The following is a 17,366-nucleotide window of genomic DNA, read 5'->3' as shown; positions in this document are numbered from 1 at the left end:
TCTACTCCATAATATCTACTGCAAATACTTTTTGATTGTCCTCTTCTCCATCCATCGCAATCGCAATAACCGATCCTTCTTTAATATCATTAATACTTCCCTCTCCACCGGTTAAATAGTTTAAAATAGTCGTTCCCGTTGAAATTGTAAAGCTTTTTGTTTCACCTGTATACTCTAACTCTAAAGGTTCCTGTTCTCCTATCAGTAAACTAAAATTTCCACCTTCAACATCTGATGGCATAGCAGCAATACTATCGGTGACAGTAACAGCCTGTCCTATTTCCATTCCGCCTTCTAATTCAATTTCTCCCTCTAATGCCTCTAACTCCTCCTCCGAAAGTTCAAATGGGTTTTTAGCTAAACTCACTTCAATTTCATTTCCAATAATACTTTTAACTTTTCCATAAACTTGCGTTACATTTTGAAAATCTGCTGTTTCATTATCGCCAGGTGATATAACTGTCCCTTCACCTGCTACTTCTTGTTTAGGTGTCTCCTTGTCTGTTGGTATGTTAGACCCACATCCTACTAAACCTACTAATACCATTGTACTAACTGTTGTCATTACTATCTTTTTCATCTTTATCTTCCTCTCATTTTTATTATTTTTGGTACATTGTTTACCCGAATTACAATGTTTCTACTCATATGACAATGCTTCGATTGGTTTTAATTGTGATGCTTTATATGCTGGATATAGTCCGAAAAGGGTTCCTGTAATCATTGCAAATATAATCGCAATAATTTGCCCTTCAATCGAAGGTGATACGGGTGTATTCGTATATTTCATCAATGGCATTAATAGATAGCTAAGTAGCACTCCCATAATGCCACCAAACGTACTAATAATCACTGATTCAAAAAGGAATTGTAGTAAAATCTCTTCTTTCGAACTTCCTAACGCTTTTAAAATTCCTATTTCTTTCGTTCTTTCTTTAATGGATAAGAATAAAACGTTCATGATTCCAATTCCACCCACAATAAAGACAATCGTCGCCATTGCAATCAGTAGCATATTCATCGTTCCTGCTGATTGAGTGGCAGCTTCAATACGACTTCCTGCATCTTCTAACGTGTAATAACTACCATCATCTAAAACATAGTTTAGTGTACTTTTCATCTCTTTCATCGAAAACTTAACGGTTGATAAGTCTTTAGATAAAGCGACAATTTGAGGCATTGTATACTCATTAAGAATTGATTGCTCTGCTGTTGTAAATGGAATGAAAATCGTATCATCTGCACTTAATCCTTGAAGTCCATCTCCTTTTCGTTCTAATATTCCGATAATCGTAAATGCTTTATCTCCAATTCTAATCGTACTCCCAATAGCTTCTTCTACATTAGGATAATATTTCTTTGCAATGCCCTCACCAATAACCGCTACACTCGTCATTTCTTCAACATCAAATTCAGAAATATTCTCACCATAAGCTGTTTCAAGATTTGAAACTAATGAATATCCTTCTGTCACTCCAGTCACGGAAATATATTCAGTTTTTCCATTTAACGTTACTTCGCTATAAGCATCCCCCCTTAAATAAATACCCTTAAGTGTCTGGCTTTCATCCATCATCTGTTCCATAAGATCTTGTGTTAATTTAGGAATTTCACTAAAATCTTTATTTCCTATCTTCATGTAATCCAAATTAACATAAACAGTTTCGGCACTTAACCCACTAAACTGTGCCTTTACTTCTTCTTCTCCCCCACGACCAATGGCAATAACCATGACAATCGTGACCGATCCCACAATAATTCCAATTGAAGTTAACATTACTTTTACTTTGTTTTGTAGAATGTTAATCATAACGATGCGTAGCATTTCTAATAACTTCATCTTTTTAACCTCCTACTACAACAATGTCACCTTCACTTAAACCATTTTTAATTTCACTGACACGACCATCAGAAAACCCCGTTGTAATCTCAACGTCTTCAATTGTTCCATCTTCACGTTTTACCTTTACCATCTGTTTTCCATCAACTAACGTAATAGCTTTATTTGATAATATTAAAACATCCTTAACTTCTTTAATGATGAACTTTGCATTCACAGTCATTCCTTCAAGAAGTGCACGCTCAGTTGGATCTAGTTCAACGGTTACCTTATAAACAACTGATCCACCTTCATTACTAGGGACATAATTAATAGACTTTACTTTAGCCATTAACTTTTCACCAGGATATGCATTTACCTCTAATTGAACAACTTGTCCTTCTTCTAATTTATTGACATCATTTTGTGATACCCCAATTACAGCTGTCACCATATCTAATGTTCCAATCGTAACGACTGGCTTATCAGTTGAAGTCATCGTATTTGATGTATACCCAAGCGATGTTACAATTCCGTCTACATCCGATACTAAGGTATTATTTTCACTTAATTCTTTTACTTTAGAAATTTCTTTTTGAATTTTCTCCACTTCCATAGAAGCTAACTGAATTGATTGATCCATCTCAATCAATGTTTTATCATTTATTTGTTTATTACTTGATGCTTCCTGTTGTTCTTTTTGCACTTCCTTATCACGACGCCAATCTATATCATTTTTACGAGCAATCGCATCGTTAATTTGTGCTCTGACGCTTTCTTCTTGTTGTTCTAAATCCGATAATTGCTGTCTTAACTGTTGAAGTTCTTCATCAGAATTTAATAAGATTTCAGGATTAGTTCCTTCCTCCTCTAAATCAGGTGCTTCATTGTTAGCTTGTACCTGAGTTACTTCTAACTCATTAATCTTTTGCGTAATTTCATGCTTTTTAGTTTGAATATTTGCTAACTGCTCATCCAATTTTTTAAGTTCTGATTCAACAACAGATTTCTCACTGTTATATTGTTCCTGACTAGATTGTGTAACCTGGTTCCACGATTTTTCATTATTTAAAATATTGAGTTCCTTAGCATTCTTGGCTTGCTCTAATGCCATATTTGCTTTAGTTAATTGTTCATTTAAATCTTCTAACTGCTTTTGGATTGCTTCACCTGAAATCTTAGCAAGAGGATCTCCTGCTTTAATCGCATCTCCTACCTTTACAAAAAACTCTTCCACCATAACCGGTTCGGAAAAATTATAATCTTTTGCCTCGAGCTTTAAACTTCCTGCTCCATTGAATCCCGCTACGATGTCACCTCGACTTACTGGATACTCTCTAATTGGTTCTACGAACTCTTCATCTTTATTTGCATTTGCAAGTGTGACACCACTAATAATACAAATGACTAAGATAAGGCTAGCTAGACTAATGATTTTCTTTTTAGACACTTTCTTCTTCATAATTCCTCTCCTCTTATATTTCCATCTTAAATTCTCTCTCGCTTTTACACACCTATCTTAACAAATACTTGGTTAAGATTTGGTTAAGAGCTATTTAAACAAAAAAAATCTCTATATTGAAATAGAGATTTTTAAATCGGTAATATAACTTTAAAAATACTTCCTCCATCTGAATTCGGTAAATATTCAATCGTTCCTTGGTGACGCTCAATCACATCTTTTGTAATAGCAAGCCCAAGACCTGCGCCACCAAATTTACGCGAACGTGACGGATCAACACAATAAAAAGCATTAAAAATATGTTCTGACTGTTCCTTTGGAATTCCAATTCCAGTATCTATGACCTCAACTATCAAAGATTGTTCTTCTACACTTGTTCTAATAGCAATCGACCCTTTATCATGATTATACTTAATCGCATTTTGAATTAAATTAGAAAAAGCATGCGTTAACATAATCTGATTAGAGGTCATCGTGATATCACATGGTTCATACTCTACTGTTAAATTTTTAGATTCAATAGCAGTCTTTAAATCTTCTAAAATATCAATAAATACATAGTCTAAATAAACCTCATCACTTAATTCATAATCTTGTTGAGCGGATAAAATAAACAAATGATCAACTAAATTAATCATTCGTTCTGTTTGCTTTTTCGCCACCTCTACGAAGTTTTGATAATCGTCTATTTCCACATTGGCATCCATTTCTAATACATCTAGTTTTGTTTTAAGGACCGTTAGCGGTGTCTTTAATTCATGTGCAGCATCCGATGAAAATCGCTTTTGTGATTCAAAAGCACGATCTAATCGATCTAACATCATATTAAAAGAATGCGATAACTCTTGTAACTCCCCCGATGTATTAAATCCGATTAATCGTTGAGAAAGACGTTTTTCATTTATTAATTCTATTTCATCACTTAACTGTTTGACAGGATTTAGAAATTTTCCAAGAACATAATAAATAAATCCTGCTGCCACAATAATAATTAAAATCATAGAACCAAATGCCGATAACCTAAAACTACTTGTTCCAGCGGCAATTACTTCCTCCGCATAAGACAGACTCACTATTGATTCTACAGGCATCATAAATTCAATAGATTGATCTATCTCATACATGTATGGGTTCGTTGAATCCAAATACTGTCCAGATTCAATAAAGCTTGGGGCTGTTGTTAGAGCTGAATACATAGGGGCAACTAGAGTTTGATTTACATTATAAACAGATGTCACTGTTAAAATAACGGATACAATAACTAAAATCAATGTTGTTAAAATCGTCATTTGGATTCGAAGTGATATATTTTTAAACATTTGAATCACCTCTTTCATGAATAATATAACCGGCACCCCTAATATTTAAAATGATGTCTTCTTTACTATAAACACTTAATTTTTTACGCAACGTGCTAATGTGTACCTTGACTGCATTCGAAAACATATCATTATCGCTATGCCAGACATGCTCCATAATTTCCTCCGCACTAACCGCTCGACCTTTATGAAGCATTAAATATTCAAGAATGCAAACTCCTTTGGTGATAACTCAACAGGTTGTTGATGATACATCACACATCTTTTTGCTGTATCGATTATTAAATCACCGTGCTTTAGTTGTGTATTTTGTTGAATAAATGTTCGTCGTAATAAGGCCCGTGTACGTGCTAATAATTCTCCAAAATCAAACGGTTTAACTAAATAATCATTTGCTCCTTTATCAAGACCTTCAATGCGCTGCGAATAATCAGAACGTGCTGATAAAATCAAGATTTTACATTCTTGATCCCGTTTTCGAATCTCGGTTAAAATATCCAGTCCATCCATTGAGGGTAAATTCAAGTCTAGTATAATCAAATCATAATCATTTATATATGAAAGTTCGAGCCCATCACGTCCATCTGTTGCCATATCTACAACATACCCATTCTTCTTTAATCCGTGAGCCAATGCTTCAATTAAATCTTCTTCATCTTCTATTAATAAAATCTTCATCATATCACCTTCTTAATTTTTATTTTAATTATACGTTAATGAAGGTTAAGAATCAGTTAAATTTAATAATGGTACAGTAGATAAATTTATAGTATATTATGTCTCAATAAAAATTTAAAATCTATTAATTACATCTAATTTTTTTCATCTACTCCATCATTAAGTTCATAGAATGTCATTTCCTCTTCATTTTTGACATATAATTTAATGAGACTCAAATTCACTTTATCGCTTAGAAGGAAGTGAGATGATGAATCAGTTTAATGCAAAAACAGCCGCTATATGCATTATTTTATTTATTGTGTTTGTTTTATTATTTACTAACTATTTTGATGACGTAAAAAGAGGAAGCCCATTTTAATAAAGGACTTCCTCTTTTTATAGTTATTCAACTAATGACTTTGTAAAACAAATAATTCGATTTGCTTCTTTAAATCCTACGCGACTATGGAAGTTTAAACTTTCTACATTGCTTAACTCACAATCACTTGCAAATTCTTCACATTCATGTGCTCTTGCCCAATCTTCACATTGCCTTAATAATTCTTGGCCAATTCCTCTTAGACGGTATCCTTCTAAGACAAATAATCCTTCAAGATAACCAACTGGGGTATTTTTTGTTCCTTCAACATAATCATTTCTTAAAGAAACTTGAGAAAAGCCAACGGCCTCTTTTACTTCTTCATCATAGGCTAAGAAAAAGGCCCCCTGCTTACTATTAATTGTTTCATAAATTTCTAATGCGATGGCATGCATAGAATGCTCAGGCCATAACATTAAAGCCAATCTTGCAACTTCTAATACATCTGCCTCTGTTGCTTCTCTAATATTCATTTTTACCACCCATATAACTTCTATTATTTTTAATACTTCATTATTTGTCTAAATCATCAAATATATTCAGTTTTACAACTTAATAATCATTCAATTACATTTAGATGATTATATCGCTCTTCATTTATTAGATGCATCAGACATTTCTTATGATTAATTAGATCATTTTTCCTAAAAGAATAGCGTCTATCATTTTTAACTCTTCTGCACTAAACTCTGTCTGATGAACGGCTTCTTTTGTATCAATAATCTGGCTCGTACGACTTGCTCCTACAATAACAGAAGTCACTGTTTGATTTTTCAAAACCCACGAGACTGCCATTTGGGCCAAAGATTGTCCTCTACTCTGTGCTATCTTATTTAATAGTTTTACTTTTGCTATTAATTCAGGCGTAATATCTGATGCTTTCATTTCATCCTTTCCAGCACGAGAATCTTCTGGTATTCCATTTAAGTATCGATTGGTTAACTTACCGCCTGCCATTGCGGAAAACGTAATGGCTCCAATCTTTTCTCTTTCAAGTAAATCAAATAATCCCTCTTCATTTGTACGATTTAACATAGAATAATTTGTTTGATGAATTAAGCAAGGTGTTTTTAAATCTTTTAAAATTGCTAAGGCTTCCTTGGTTTCCTCCACATTATACTTAGATAATCCAATGTATAAAGCTTTTCCCTGTTTAACCATCTGAGCGAGTGCGCTCATTGTTTCTTCAATTGGAGTTTCCTTATCTGGTCGATGATGATAAAAAATGTCCACATAATCTAAATCCATTCGTTTTAAACTTCGATCAAGACTGGCCAGTAAATGTTTTTTAGAACCAAAATCCCCATACGGACCTTCCCAATTTTTATATCCTGCTTTTGTTGAAATTAATATCTCATCACGATAATGTTTTAAATCGTCCTTTAAAACACGACCAAAAGTCATTTCCGCAGCACCTACAGGAGGTCCATAATTATTGGCTAAATCAAAGTGATTAATACCATGATCAAATGCCGTTGTAATCATCTCACGACTGTTTTCATAAGATGTCGTATCCCCAAAATTGTGCCATAGACCAAGTGAAATAGCCGGTAATTTTAATCCGCTATTACCACATCGGTGGTATGACATTTTCCCATAACGCGAATCATCTGCCCTATACATAACGTCCTCCTTTTTGAAGTTTTATACCCCTTAATAAAAACACTTACATTTTCTAATTATTTTTAATTATATATAAAAGCACTTACAAATAGTATTATCTAAATACTCAAAAATATGATATAATGTCTACATAATAGAGGGGGTTAGCGCTATCATGATTTGTTTCAAACCAAAATCAGATTACACTAAATTAGATTTTATGCTATATCACTGTGGAACCGGTGAGTGTGAAAAGAATTCTTCATGGGGGCCTGGAGTTCGTGATTATTATAGCCTTTATTATGTTTACGAGGGGAAAGGTTATTTAATTATTGATGGGCAAGAGTATGAAATTAAAGAAGGTACTTGTTTTTTAGTGCCACCACACTCACTTGTTTCCTATCGACCGAATCCAAGTAATCCATGGGGATATTATTTTGTATCTTTTAATGGACTACATGTTGATTCTTACTTGGGACGCCTTAACTTGTCACCCTGTTCACCAATCTCAAAATGTGATCGACATGAAGCAATTGAACGTTGCTTTGAACTAATATTGACAGCAGGGCAATTCAAACACAGCATGGACCTACAAGCATTAAGTGGATTTTATGCACTACTTGCGACATTAGCTGAGTATAGTCATTCACATCAAACTAAAATTCAAACAATGAGTAAACAATCAGATTATATTCGTCAAGCAATTGAATTTATTGAAACGAATTACGCACGCCATATTACAGTTGAAGAAATTTCAAATTATGTGGGAATTAATCGAAAATACTTAACTAAATTATTCAATGAATTAATGGCTGATTCACCTAAAAACTATCTAATTCATTTCAGAATTCATAAAGCATGTAACCTACTAAGGAAAACTAACTTAACGATTCAAGAGATTTCCCATTCTGTTGGATATACCGATGCTTTAGTCTTCTCCAAAATCTTTAAAAAAGTCATTGGAACTTGCCCACGCGAATACCGTAGTTCAAATTTTATTGCTTAACAAAAAGACTCAAGCTCATTTTTTATAAAATGAATTTGAGTCTTCTTTTTATATCTAGAATGCAGTAGAAAATAATCAGATTATGGGTTATAATCCGAGGATTGCATTGCATCTTGAATTAACATCTGTTTTAATAATAGTTAAAAAGGGGGTATTTCGTTGAAAAATTTAGAGTTTATTTATAATAGAAAAAGTATCCGTAAATTTAAAGATATCCAGATTCCTAAGGAAGATATCTTAACATTACTTGATGCTGCAACACAGGCACCATCGCCTAAACATCAACAAAATTGGCATTTTGTTGTGCTCCAAAATCGAGATATTATTAATCAAATGAGTGACATCGTAACAGAAAGTCATACTCAAATTGCAAACTTGGCACCAACAAAAGAACAGGGTGAAAAATATATGCGCCTACTAAAATACTACACCCTATTCAAACACGCTCCAGTCGTTATTATTGTTTATGGAAACGAATATGATATGATTGAGTACGATATTTTAAAGGCAAATGGTGCGAGTGAAGAACGATTAGCCGAAATTATCGCACCTCAATCAGCTATACAAGGAATCGGTGCTGCTGTTGAAAATTTTTTACTAGCCGCAACAGCAATGGGATATGGAACTTGTTATATGACAGGCCCAACTCATGCAAAAAAAGAAATTGAAGATTTAATCGGATTTAAAAAAGATGGTTATCAATTAATGAGCTTAATCGCTCTTGGAGTACCTGAGGATAACACTCCTCCTGCTCCAAAACGTAAGCCATTAGAAGAAGTTGTAACTTTCATCGATTAGAACATAAAAGCGAGTTTGCTATCAAATGAACTCGCTTTTATGTTTTTTTAATGCTTAAAGAAATATAATAATTTACTTACCCTTTTATTCTACTGATCTATGCTTGAAACAGTTGCTTCACCATCTCTTATCTATTCTCCCTCTCTTTCAACATAAATTGTCTTACTCGTTAAATTGCTCGCTTGTGTTGAACTTTATCTTCTTAAACAAAAATCTTAGAAAAATATAAACCCCTTCACTTCATTAGATAAACAAGTTCAACCCTGAATCTTCAGCTGCACCTAAGTATGAAGCAACTCCTCCAATTTCAACACCTTTTATAAATTCTTCTTGTTTAATTCCCATTAACTCCATACTCATAGAACAGGCAACAACTTTTACTCCCATATTAATGGCATTTTCAATTAATATTTCTAAATCATCAACATTATGTTTTTTCATGATTTTTTTAATCATAGCAGGACCCATTCCCATCATGTTCATTTGTGATAATCGTAATTTATCTGTATTCCCTGGTAACATAAAGTCGAACATTTTTTCCATTGTATCTTTCGATACTTTTGGTTTATTTTTAGATTTTAATATATTTAATCCCCAGAACGTGAAGAACATCGTAACTTCTTTCCCCATTGAGGCAGCCCCTGTTGCAATAATAAATGAGGCAATTGCTTTATCTAAATCACCACTAAATACAACGAGTGTTGCTCCATTTTTATCGAGGGTATTTGTATTCGCTGTTTGAGAAACTTGAGTTCCTTTTTGAAGATAAGCAACAAAGTTTTTTTCATTTTTATTAAATTCTGAATTTAATAATGTATTTCCAGTTTTCTCACACCAAGATGAAATGTCTTTAGTAAAACCAGGATCACTTGCTTTAACTTCTAGAATCTCACCATCTGTCATATGATTCATTTCTTCAAATACTCGACGAATTGGCCCCGGACATTGTAATCCACAAGCATTCAATTTTACTTTGACAGGCATATCATCTAAATTTTGTGATACCACTGGCGTTACCTCCTTATTTTTAATAATTGATATCCACTGCTTACTTATTGCTTGCTGTGCTTTTTCAATCGCTAGATACGTTTTAACTCCACCATCAATATTTTTAGCTTTGAATCCATATTGGTTAAGTAGGCGACAAGCCACATAACCACGTAGTCCTACCTGACAGGTAACATAAACAGTTTTATCTGTTGGAAGTTCATTTAAACGATTTCTTAATTGCCCTAGTGGGATATGAATCGAATTTTTAATTTTACCTGTCATTAATTCAAAAGATTCACGCACATCTAAAACAACTGATGTTGTTTCATCTAAACTATTTACTTCACTCCAATCAATGGTTTCAATTAAGCCATCCATGATATTTTCTGCATAATACCCTAGCATGTTCACTGCATCTTTAGCTGAGTTATATGGTGGGGCATAGCAAACTTCAACATCTTGTAAATCAATAACGTTTAGATTTCCTTTAATAGCTGTGGCAATAACATCGATTCTTTTTTCAACACCATCTATTCCAACTCCTTGAGCACCATAAATTTGTCCTGTTGTTGGATTGAATAAGAGTTTATACGCGATTGGGAAGGCTCCAGGATAATAACCTGCATGAGAGCCTGGGTGAATGTGAAGTGCTTTGTATTCAAGATTTAATCGTTTTAATGTTTTTTCGTTATTTCCTGTTGCTGCAACTGTATAATCAAATACTTTTGCAACTGATGAACCAAGTGTTCCTTTATATTCCGATTCTTTACCACAAATATTATCAGCAACGATACGACCTTGACGATTAGCTGGCCATGCAAGAGGAATTATCGTGGGTTGTTTATTAACAAAATCCATGATTTCAACCGCATCACCTAATGCGTAAATAGACTCATCACTTGTCTTCATTTTTTTATCAACAACAATCGCACCACGTTCATTTAAAGCAAGTCCCGCTTCACGTGCAATCGTTGTTTCAGGATGTACCCCAATGGATAAGATAATTAAATCAGTTTCAATAACTTGCCCACTATTTAACACAACTTTTTTACCGTTATTTTCAAAGGATTTAACTCCATCATTCAAAATTAATTTAACACCTTTATCTACTAAGTGTTCATGAATTATACTTACCATTTCAATATCTAATGGAGCCATGACTTGACTACTTGCTTCAACCAATGTAATTTCAAGCCCTCTTTCATGCAGATTTTCGGCCATCTCCAGACCAATAAATCCTCCACCAATGACAACAGCATGTTTAGGTTTTTGGTTATCCACAAATGATTTGATTTGATCTGTATCTGGAATATTTCTTAAGGTAAATAGATTATTGCATTCGTTGATTCCAGAAATCCCTGGTTTGATAGGCTGAGCCCCAGGTGATAAAACGAGTACATCGTAAGTTTCTTCGTAACTTTCACCTGTTTTATGATTTGTAACGGTAACAACTTTATTTTCTTTGTCGATTTTAATAACTTCACTTAAATTACGAATATCTATTTTAAATTTAGTACTCATTTGTTCAACTGTTTGAACAATTAATTTTTCACGTTCATCGATGACTTCTCCAATATAATAAGGTAATCCACAATTTGCAAATGAAATATATTCCCCTTTTTCAAACATAATGATTTCTACTGTTTCATCTAGCCGACGTAAACGTGCCGCCGTTGAGGCCCCCCCAGCGACTCCACCAACAATAATTACTTTTTTACTCATCTTAAAACTCCTTTCACAAGGAACCCATCGTTTAATTTGCTTTATAAATTAAACAAATTTTTCTTCAATCGATAAATATCCCCTGCACTCTTTATATCTAAAGTATATTCTGAATATTCTAAAAGTTATGTAACTAAGTCACATAAGAAGCAACTACTCTCCTGTTGTATAAAATAATAAAAAACCACGCTTTTTAAGCGTGGCTATATATAATTCAATTTATATCTAAAATCATGTCACAATTAGGCTATCATTTCATAATATATCAAGAAATGAAGCTAGGAGATGATGGTATGTACAGTAATCAACCTTATTCATCTATGAGTTATAATAATGAAAATTTTTCAACACCTATTGATAATTATTCAAATTATACTATTCAAAGTGTACCCGAGCAAACCGAGCAAAGAATCATAATCCCACAAGGAGTAGGCGGTGGACAACCTATTATGAACAATCCTATGGGAGCCCAATACTATCCAGTTGTTCAACAACCTTATCAACCTATGGGGCAACCGAATTGGCCTATGAATCAACCCTACCAACCCATGGGACAACAAAACTGGCCTATGAATCAACCCTATCACCCTATGGGACAACAAAATTGGCCTATGAATCAGCCTTATCACCCTATGGGACAACAAAATTGGCCTATGAATCAGCCTTATCAACCTATGGGACAACAAAATTGGCCTATGAATCAACCTTATCACCCTATGGGACAACCTTATCCAGTTATGAAATAGCCTATGATGAAAAGAATCTAAAATGTCATCCATGAATTTATTTTTAAAAGTTGTAATGACTAAAAAAGCTCTATCTTATTCTTCCTCTCTAACTGAGAAGATTTGAATAACTAGAGCTTTTATTTTTCAATTTCACACCTAAATAATGTAATAGTGTTTACTTTTTGAAATATTAAATTATACAACCTGATAATATGAACCATAGGATCCACATGCTAAGTAGACGACAGGCTCTTAGCTTTCCTCCACTGATGGGGGGGAACCCAGTGTGAACATAGTGAACACTCCTCAACTACTGGGGTAATTTCTCTTAATTCTAAAGAAATTCCAGTTAAATAACCTGATAATATAAACCATAGGGTCCACATGCTAAGTAGACGACAGGCTCTTAGCTTTCCTCCACTGATGGGGGGGAACCCAGTGTGAACATAGTGAACACTCCTCAACTACTGGGGTAATTTCTCTTAATTCTAAAGAAATTCCAGTTATACCACCTGATAATATAAACCATGATTACTACAATAATAGAATAACTTTCCATGTTTTCTCTTATGGAAATGGAATTGTAAATTCCACTCCGGATATTGCTTTCCAAGTATTACAGTATCTCCTGTTACATAAGCGATAAACGTAATATAATGACCTTTTGTCATTTCATGATCTGATGTTACATATAGTTCATCTTCAACTGGCTCAATACTTAATAAATGTCCATCTTCTGCTTTTTGAGGCACTAATGCTTCTAACGTTTTTCCACAACAAGATACTGTTGCATCTCCTGTTGCCGTCATTATATTTCCACACTGTGAACAAACAAAAAATTTTAATCTTCTCATATTTCCTCCTACTACCGGATTTTGATTTAGTTCTCCGGATAAAATTCCATCTATACTAACTCCAAAAATTTGTGATAATTCAGGAAGCAAAGAAACATCAGGGCACCCTAGTCCTCTTTCCCACTTACTAATCGTCTTATCGCTAATGTTCATTAATTCAGCTACTTGTTTTTGCGTCATATTTTTCTCTTTACGTAAGTCATAAAGTAACTTTCCTACCTTCACACAATCCAAAATTTTCACCTCTTCCTTTATCGTTAATCATTAACTGCCATGAAATTAACTACATCTTTTCCTAATTACTCTATAGTTATCTCTCAATCATCTGTATTTTATCTTGGTTAACCAAATGGGTTATGTACACTAAATAATCTAACTTAGTAGAGAAAAATAATCAATCTACGTATCGTAGAATTCCAATATTACTCTATTATTTTGGAAAACTAAGAGCCTTCGGATTCATAGGATGACCTCGCTAATATAAAAGAGTTTAACAAATCGCTAAACTCTTTTTAAGATGAATTTCTCTATTATTTTATCGATAATTTCTGCTAACATTAAGATAGTAAATAGTAATGGATGAGAAATCAAAGCGTAAATATAAATACCAATGGCTACAATGACGAAAGCAATTAAACTAACAATCACTTTTAACACTCTTTTCGATTCTGATTCATCTAAATCTTTATCGAGTATTTCTCCTAATTGATCTAGAGTATGTTCAAAACGTTTTCCTGTGTAGGGTGTAATGATTCTTTCAAAAATAAACATGATTAAAAATAAAATCCATGCCTCTTTTGTATAGCTTAATAAATAAAATACTAAAATTAAAATGGATAAAATCATCGTCATCAAGATAATGTGCTGGTCTTTAATTAGTTTTTTCTTCATCTTCTCTCTCCAATAGTTCCTCTGTAGATTTTTAGCAAAAAAAGTCGCATTTAAAGAACTTCTTTCATTATATCATGTGATGATTAGTGTTTACAAACGGTTATATTTCTCATATAATAATGTTATCAATAGGCGATGGAGTTCGCCATTAACCGCGTAAGCTAATGACTCCTACTCTTTAATCTTTTTTGTCGTGGATTAAAGGGTAGGAGTTTTTTTGTGGTTAGAAGAAATAGGAGGATTAACGTGATAATATTGATTGTTTTACTCAGTTTAATAATTATTGGAATTTTGGCTAACTATAGTGGGAAGTTAGTCGAATATATTAAACTCCCCTCTTTAATTGGAATGATGATTTTTGGGATGATAATCGGACCCGCATTTTTAAACGTTGTGCCGCAAGCTACTTTAAAAATAGCACCAGTCATCAAAGATATCGCCCTAGTAGCCGTATTATTTATCGGTGGACTTGGAATCAGTTTAGCACAAATGAAGCAAATTGGCCGTCCCGCCATCTTATTAAGTGCGGTTCCCGCTACACTTGAAGGGTTTACAATTGCCTTAATGTCGATGCTTCTTCTTAAATTTAGCTTCGTTCAAGGGGCAATTTTAGGGTTTGTTATCGCAGCTGTGAGTCCTGCTGTTTTGATTCCGTCTATGATTGATTTAATTAATCGACGCGTTGGCCAAGATAAAGCAATTCCGCAGATGCTACTCGTTGGAGCGAGCGCCGATGATACGATTGCCATCACTTTGTTTACAACATTCCTCGGAATCTACTTCAACACAGGATCGATTAGCACCCAACTTCTTATGATTCCAGTAACACTTGTATTAAGTATTGGTGTAGGTTATCTTGTTTTCAAACTCACAAGAGGGATTATTGAACACGTTTCAAATGACTATCTAAAAGTGATGATTGCCTTCGGTCTTTGTTTAGCAATGCGCGCTGTTGAAAAATACGGTCACGTTGAGATTTTTAATTCTTTATTAACCGTTATGGTCTTTGGATTCTTTATTAGAAATTACATTGTGGATAGTTCAAAAATCATACTAGATAAAATGAACCTTATCTGGAAAACAGGAAAGCTTTATTTATTTGCCTTCGTTGGAATGGCCATTAATCCAACACTCGTCGGAGAATTTTTCTTAATCGGAGTTGGGATTTTAAGTTGTTCATTATTTGTTCGATCAATTGGTGTACTAATTTCATTAATTGGTACTAATCTCTCACTAAAAGAAAGAATTTTCTGTGTCATTGCTTATCTTCCTAAAGCAACCGTACAATCTGCCAAAGCAGCTATTCCAATGCAGATGGGAGTTGTGGGCGGTGAAATTATGCAAGCTATCGCAATATTAAGCGTCTTAATTACAGCTCCTATTGGTGCGATTGGAATTAAGCTAACGAGTGATAAATTATTAAAAACAGAAAATTAAATAGTCGTTTGAAGTAGGTAATCGAAAATGGTCAACATAGTATAAAGTAGGATTCATAATGAATTCTACTGTATACAGGAAGTGATTATACTAATGGCCTCCCAAATTAACATACCAAACTTTCGCAACCTATCCACAACAGAAATTATCGAAGTACTAAATAATGCTCCCTACTGTTTACTAGGAGTTGCTTATAACCACTCTGTTCAATCTAGTTCTAGTCAATCCCATAATTTAAAGGTACAACCTCTTGTTTTTCCTATGAATTACACCTACCGATATTTACGTGTAAATAATGAGTATGTTTATACTTTCACTTTACACAGCTTAAATCATGGACAAAAAATCGATGCTATCAATGATAATGATAGAGTTTGTTTAGAATTCAATTATCATACTTCTCGTAGTCGATTGAGTGTCATGGTAACAGGAACTGCTGATGTAGATATACTAAATAATGGCTTAGCTAGAATAACTATACGACCTGATGAGAATGGTGTTACAGGTCGTAAATTCTATACTTCAAGATAAAATTAGTTTATAGACCTCTTAGCCTAGTGATTCATATCTGAATCATTAGGTTTTTATTTATTACTAGGTGTTTTAATTAACTGAGAAAAATTTCAATGCATATGATATAGAAGAATTCTTAGGAGTTCTACTTTATATAGGAAGTGATTATACTCATGGTGCCAGTAACATATCGCTATTTAACTTGCAATGAAATTCATAACTTATTAGACAATGCTTCTTATTGCTTGTTGGGCTTATCTTATAATGCTGATGATAATAGTTCTAGTACACGTTCTTCAAGTTCGTTTACTAGAAGTTCAAGTTCTTCAAGTCGAAGCTCTAGTTCTTCGAGTGGGTCTCGAGATGTAGATCCTCGAGATAATCAACCTTACGTTGTTCCAATGTGTTATTGCTATACAGAATCGGATGGAGAATATACATTTACTCTTTATACTTATAATGAAGGAATGAAATGGGAGTTCTTAGAGAGCAACCCAAAAATCTGTCTAGAATTTAATTGGCGTAATCCAGATGGAGTAAAAAGTGTGATTGCTATGGGGCGAGCTGAGATTCATCATTCGGATACCTGTGTTCGAACAGGTAAAAAATTAAAAAGAATTGTGCTAAGAACAAGAAATGTAACCGGTAGAAAATATTATAATCTCAACAATTTGCGTTAAAAAAAGCGATGACTCTTTAAGAGTTATCGCTTTTTCTTAGCTATTTATAAAATTGACTTCTTTATTCAATCATATTCTATATGTAGATAAGTGTTTCACAGATTAAAAAACTCATTAAAGCTAAACAGATGGATTTTACTTTATGAATCTTTCATTAGCTTATAAATAATTGTTAATCCATTGTTGTAAGGTTTGTTTCGGCTTAAATCCTAATAAACGATCTGCTAACTCCCCATCTTTAAAGATTAATAAGTTAGGAATACTCATGACTCCATATTCTTTTGCTGTTTCCGGATTCACATCGATATCAACTTTTACAAATTTAACTTTTCCATCGTATTCTTCATGTAATTGCTCAAGTACTGGACTAATCATACGACATGGTCCACACCACTGTGCATAAAAATCAACTAAAACAATCCCATCTTCAATTTCTGATCTAAATTCATTATTTTTAATTTCAATCACTAGACTCTCTCCTTTGGAACATTATCCTCTGTCGGAAT

At 33.6% G+C, this 17,366-nt stretch carries 18 protein-coding genes and 1 riboswitch; of the genes, 6 read left to right on the top strand and 12 right to left on the bottom strand.

The window, feature by feature from the left end:
- Position 1: 1 nt before the first annotated feature.
- The 8 genes from J6D32_RS01275 to J6D32_RS01240 all read right to left on the bottom strand — a co-directional run bounded on the left by J6D32_RS01275 (position 2) and on the right by J6D32_RS01240 (position 7,262).
- On the bottom strand, positions 2-580 hold the full coding sequence (locus tag J6D32_RS01275; RefSeq protein ID WP_287467192.1) for a hypothetical protein: 579 nt from the start codon (positions 578-580) through the stop codon (positions 2-4).
- A gap of 60 nt (positions 581-640) precedes the next feature.
- On the bottom strand, positions 641-1,840 hold the full coding sequence (locus tag J6D32_RS01270) for an ABC transporter permease (RefSeq protein WP_006784073.1): 1,200 nt from the start codon (positions 1,838-1,840) through the stop codon (positions 641-643).
- A gap of 4 nt (positions 1,841-1,844) precedes the next feature.
- On the bottom strand, positions 1,845-3,281 hold the full coding sequence (locus tag J6D32_RS01265; RefSeq protein ID WP_287467191.1) for an efflux RND transporter periplasmic adaptor subunit: 1,437 nt from the start codon (positions 3,279-3,281) through the stop codon (positions 1,845-1,847).
- 131 nt (positions 3,282-3,412) lie between these two features.
- On the bottom strand, positions 3,413-4,600 hold the full coding sequence (locus tag J6D32_RS01260; RefSeq protein WP_055165706.1) for a sensor histidine kinase: 1,188 nt from the start codon (positions 4,598-4,600) through the stop codon (positions 3,413-3,415).
- Complete coding sequence (locus J6D32_RS01255) at positions 4,593-4,757, bottom strand: winged helix-turn-helix domain-containing protein (RefSeq protein WP_006784076.1); 165 nt, start codon at positions 4,755-4,757, stop codon at positions 4,593-4,595. The genes J6D32_RS01260 and J6D32_RS01255 overlap by 8 nt, the downstream gene beginning before the upstream one ends.
- A gap of 38 nt (positions 4,758-4,795) precedes the next feature.
- A complete protein-coding gene (locus J6D32_RS01250; protein WP_006784077.1) occupies positions 4,796-5,278 on the bottom strand; it encodes a response regulator transcription factor in 483 nt (160 codons plus the stop codon).
- 384 nt (positions 5,279-5,662) lie between these two features.
- A complete protein-coding gene (gene aac(6'), locus J6D32_RS01245; RefSeq protein WP_129821252.1) occupies positions 5,663-6,112 on the bottom strand; it encodes an aminoglycoside 6'-N-acetyltransferase in 450 nt (149 codons plus the stop codon).
- A gap of 157 nt (positions 6,113-6,269) precedes the next feature.
- The gene (locus tag J6D32_RS01240) at positions 6,270-7,262 is read right to left on the bottom strand and encodes an aldo/keto reductase (protein WP_009607106.1); all 993 of its coding nucleotides are present in this window, start codon (positions 7,260-7,262) and stop codon (positions 6,270-6,272) included.
- Positions 7,263-7,416: 154 nt separating this feature from the next.
- Between J6D32_RS01240 and J6D32_RS01235 the strand changes: the two genes are divergently transcribed.
- Both J6D32_RS01235 and J6D32_RS01230 read left to right on the top strand, forming a co-directional pair.
- On the top strand, positions 7,417-8,247 hold the full coding sequence (locus J6D32_RS01235; RefSeq protein WP_006785296.1) for an AraC family transcriptional regulator: 831 nt from the start codon (positions 7,417-7,419) through the stop codon (positions 8,245-8,247).
- A 159-nt stretch (positions 8,248-8,406) separates the two neighbouring features.
- Positions 8,407-9,045 carry a nitroreductase family protein gene (locus J6D32_RS01230; protein WP_006785297.1) on the top strand — a complete coding sequence of 213 codons (639 nt, stop codon included), beginning with the start codon at positions 8,407-8,409 and terminating at the stop codon, positions 9,043-9,045.
- Positions 9,046-9,288: 243 nt separating this feature from the next.
- Here J6D32_RS01230 and J6D32_RS01225 read toward each other — a convergent pair whose 3' ends face one another.
- Positions 9,289-11,757 carry a CoA-disulfide reductase gene (locus J6D32_RS01225; protein WP_009607093.1) on the bottom strand — a complete coding sequence of 823 codons (2,469 nt, stop codon included), beginning with the start codon at positions 11,755-11,757 and terminating at the stop codon, positions 9,289-9,291.
- A 293-nt stretch (positions 11,758-12,050) separates the two neighbouring features.
- On the opposite strand from J6D32_RS01225, the gene J6D32_RS01220 reads away from it, so the two are divergent.
- Entirely contained in the window at positions 12,051-12,503 is a 453-nt protein-coding gene (locus J6D32_RS01220; protein ID WP_147633227.1) for a hypothetical protein, read from the top strand.
- Between the two features lie 485 nt (positions 12,504-12,988).
- On the opposite strand, the gene J6D32_RS01215 is transcribed toward J6D32_RS01220, so the two are convergent.
- Complete coding sequence (locus J6D32_RS01215) at positions 12,989-13,564, bottom strand: helix-turn-helix domain-containing protein (protein ID WP_238581468.1); 576 nt, start codon at positions 13,562-13,564, stop codon at positions 12,989-12,991.
- Between the two features lie 276 nt (positions 13,565-13,840).
- Complete coding sequence (locus J6D32_RS01210; RefSeq protein ID WP_287467190.1) at positions 13,841-14,230, bottom strand: hypothetical protein; 390 nt, start codon at positions 14,228-14,230, stop codon at positions 13,841-13,843.
- Between the two features lie 122 nt (positions 14,231-14,352).
- Positions 14,353-14,411: riboswitch (Fluoride riboswitch) on the top strand.
- Between the two features lie 65 nt (positions 14,412-14,476).
- On the opposite strand from J6D32_RS01210, the gene J6D32_RS01205 reads away from it, so the two are divergent.
- The 3 genes from J6D32_RS01205 to J6D32_RS01195 all read left to right on the top strand — a co-directional run bounded on the left by J6D32_RS01205 (position 14,477) and on the right by J6D32_RS01195 (position 16,860).
- On the top strand, positions 14,477-15,667 hold the full coding sequence (locus J6D32_RS01205) for a cation:proton antiporter domain-containing protein (RefSeq protein ID WP_287467189.1): 1,191 nt from the start codon (positions 14,477-14,479) through the stop codon (positions 15,665-15,667).
- A gap of 93 nt (positions 15,668-15,760) precedes the next feature.
- Entirely contained in the window at positions 15,761-16,198 is a 438-nt protein-coding gene (locus J6D32_RS01200) for a pyridoxamine 5'-phosphate oxidase family protein (protein WP_039930904.1), read from the top strand.
- Positions 16,199-16,353: 155 nt separating this feature from the next.
- Complete coding sequence (locus J6D32_RS01195; protein ID WP_006783957.1) at positions 16,354-16,860, top strand: pyridoxamine 5'-phosphate oxidase family protein; 507 nt, start codon at positions 16,354-16,356, stop codon at positions 16,858-16,860.
- Positions 16,861-17,019: 159 nt separating this feature from the next.
- Here the strand turns inward: J6D32_RS01195 and trxA are convergent, their stop codons facing one another.
- Complete coding sequence (gene trxA / locus J6D32_RS01190; RefSeq protein ID WP_006783956.1) at positions 17,020-17,328, bottom strand: thioredoxin; 309 nt, start codon at positions 17,326-17,328, stop codon at positions 17,020-17,022.
- Between the last annotated feature and the right edge of the window lie 38 nt (positions 17,329-17,366).

The organism is Turicibacter sp., assembly GCF_017941855.1.
GTDB classification, from domain to species: Bacteria; Bacillota_I; Bacilli_A; order MOL361; family Turicibacteraceae; genus Turicibacter; species Turicibacter sanguinis.
Note: the sequence above shows the minus strand (reverse complement) of the source record. Positions and strands in the feature narration are given on the sequence as shown.

What these genes read in the sequence shown, in the direction of transcription:
- J6D32_RS01225 (WP_009607093.1), bottom strand. Translation starts at nt 11,757, where the DNA reads ATGAGTAAAAAAGTAATTATTGTTGGTGGAGTCGCTGGGGGGGCCTCA.
- J6D32_RS01260 (WP_055165706.1), bottom strand. Translation starts at nt 4,600, where the DNA reads ATGTTTAAAAATATATCACTTCGAATCCAAATGACGATTTTAACAACA.
- J6D32_RS01255 (WP_006784076.1), bottom strand. Translation starts at nt 4,757, where the DNA reads ATGGAGCATGTCTGGCATAGCGATAATGATATGTTTTCGAATGCAGTC.
- J6D32_RS01240 (WP_009607106.1), bottom strand. Translation starts at nt 7,262, where the DNA reads ATGTATAGGGCAGATGATTCGCGTTATGGGAAAATGTCATACCACCGA.
- J6D32_RS01235 (WP_006785296.1), top strand. Translation starts at nt 7,417, where the DNA reads ATGATTTGTTTCAAACCAAAATCAGATTACACTAAATTAGATTTTATG.
- J6D32_RS01195 (WP_006783957.1), top strand. Translation starts at nt 16,354, where the DNA reads ATGGTGCCAGTAACATATCGCTATTTAACTTGCAATGAAATTCATAAC.
- J6D32_RS01200 (WP_039930904.1), top strand. Translation starts at nt 15,761, where the DNA reads ATGGCCTCCCAAATTAACATACCAAACTTTCGCAACCTATCCACAACA.
- J6D32_RS01275 (WP_287467192.1), bottom strand. Translation starts at nt 580, where the DNA reads ATGAAAAAGATAGTAATGACAACAGTTAGTACAATGGTATTAGTAGGT.
- J6D32_RS01250 (WP_006784077.1), bottom strand. Translation starts at nt 5,278, where the DNA reads ATGAAGATTTTATTAATAGAAGATGAAGAAGATTTAATTGAAGCATTG.
- J6D32_RS01270 (WP_006784073.1), bottom strand. Translation starts at nt 1,840, where the DNA reads ATGAAGTTATTAGAAATGCTACGCATCGTTATGATTAACATTCTACAA.
- J6D32_RS01220 (WP_147633227.1), top strand. Translation starts at nt 12,051, where the DNA reads ATGTACAGTAATCAACCTTATTCATCTATGAGTTATAATAATGAAAAT.
- J6D32_RS01265 (WP_287467191.1), bottom strand. Translation starts at nt 3,281, where the DNA reads ATGAAGAAGAAAGTGTCTAAAAAGAAAATCATTAGTCTAGCTAGCCTT.
- J6D32_RS01210 (WP_287467190.1), bottom strand. Translation starts at nt 14,230, where the DNA reads ATGAAGAAAAAACTAATTAAAGACCAGCACATTATCTTGATGACGATG.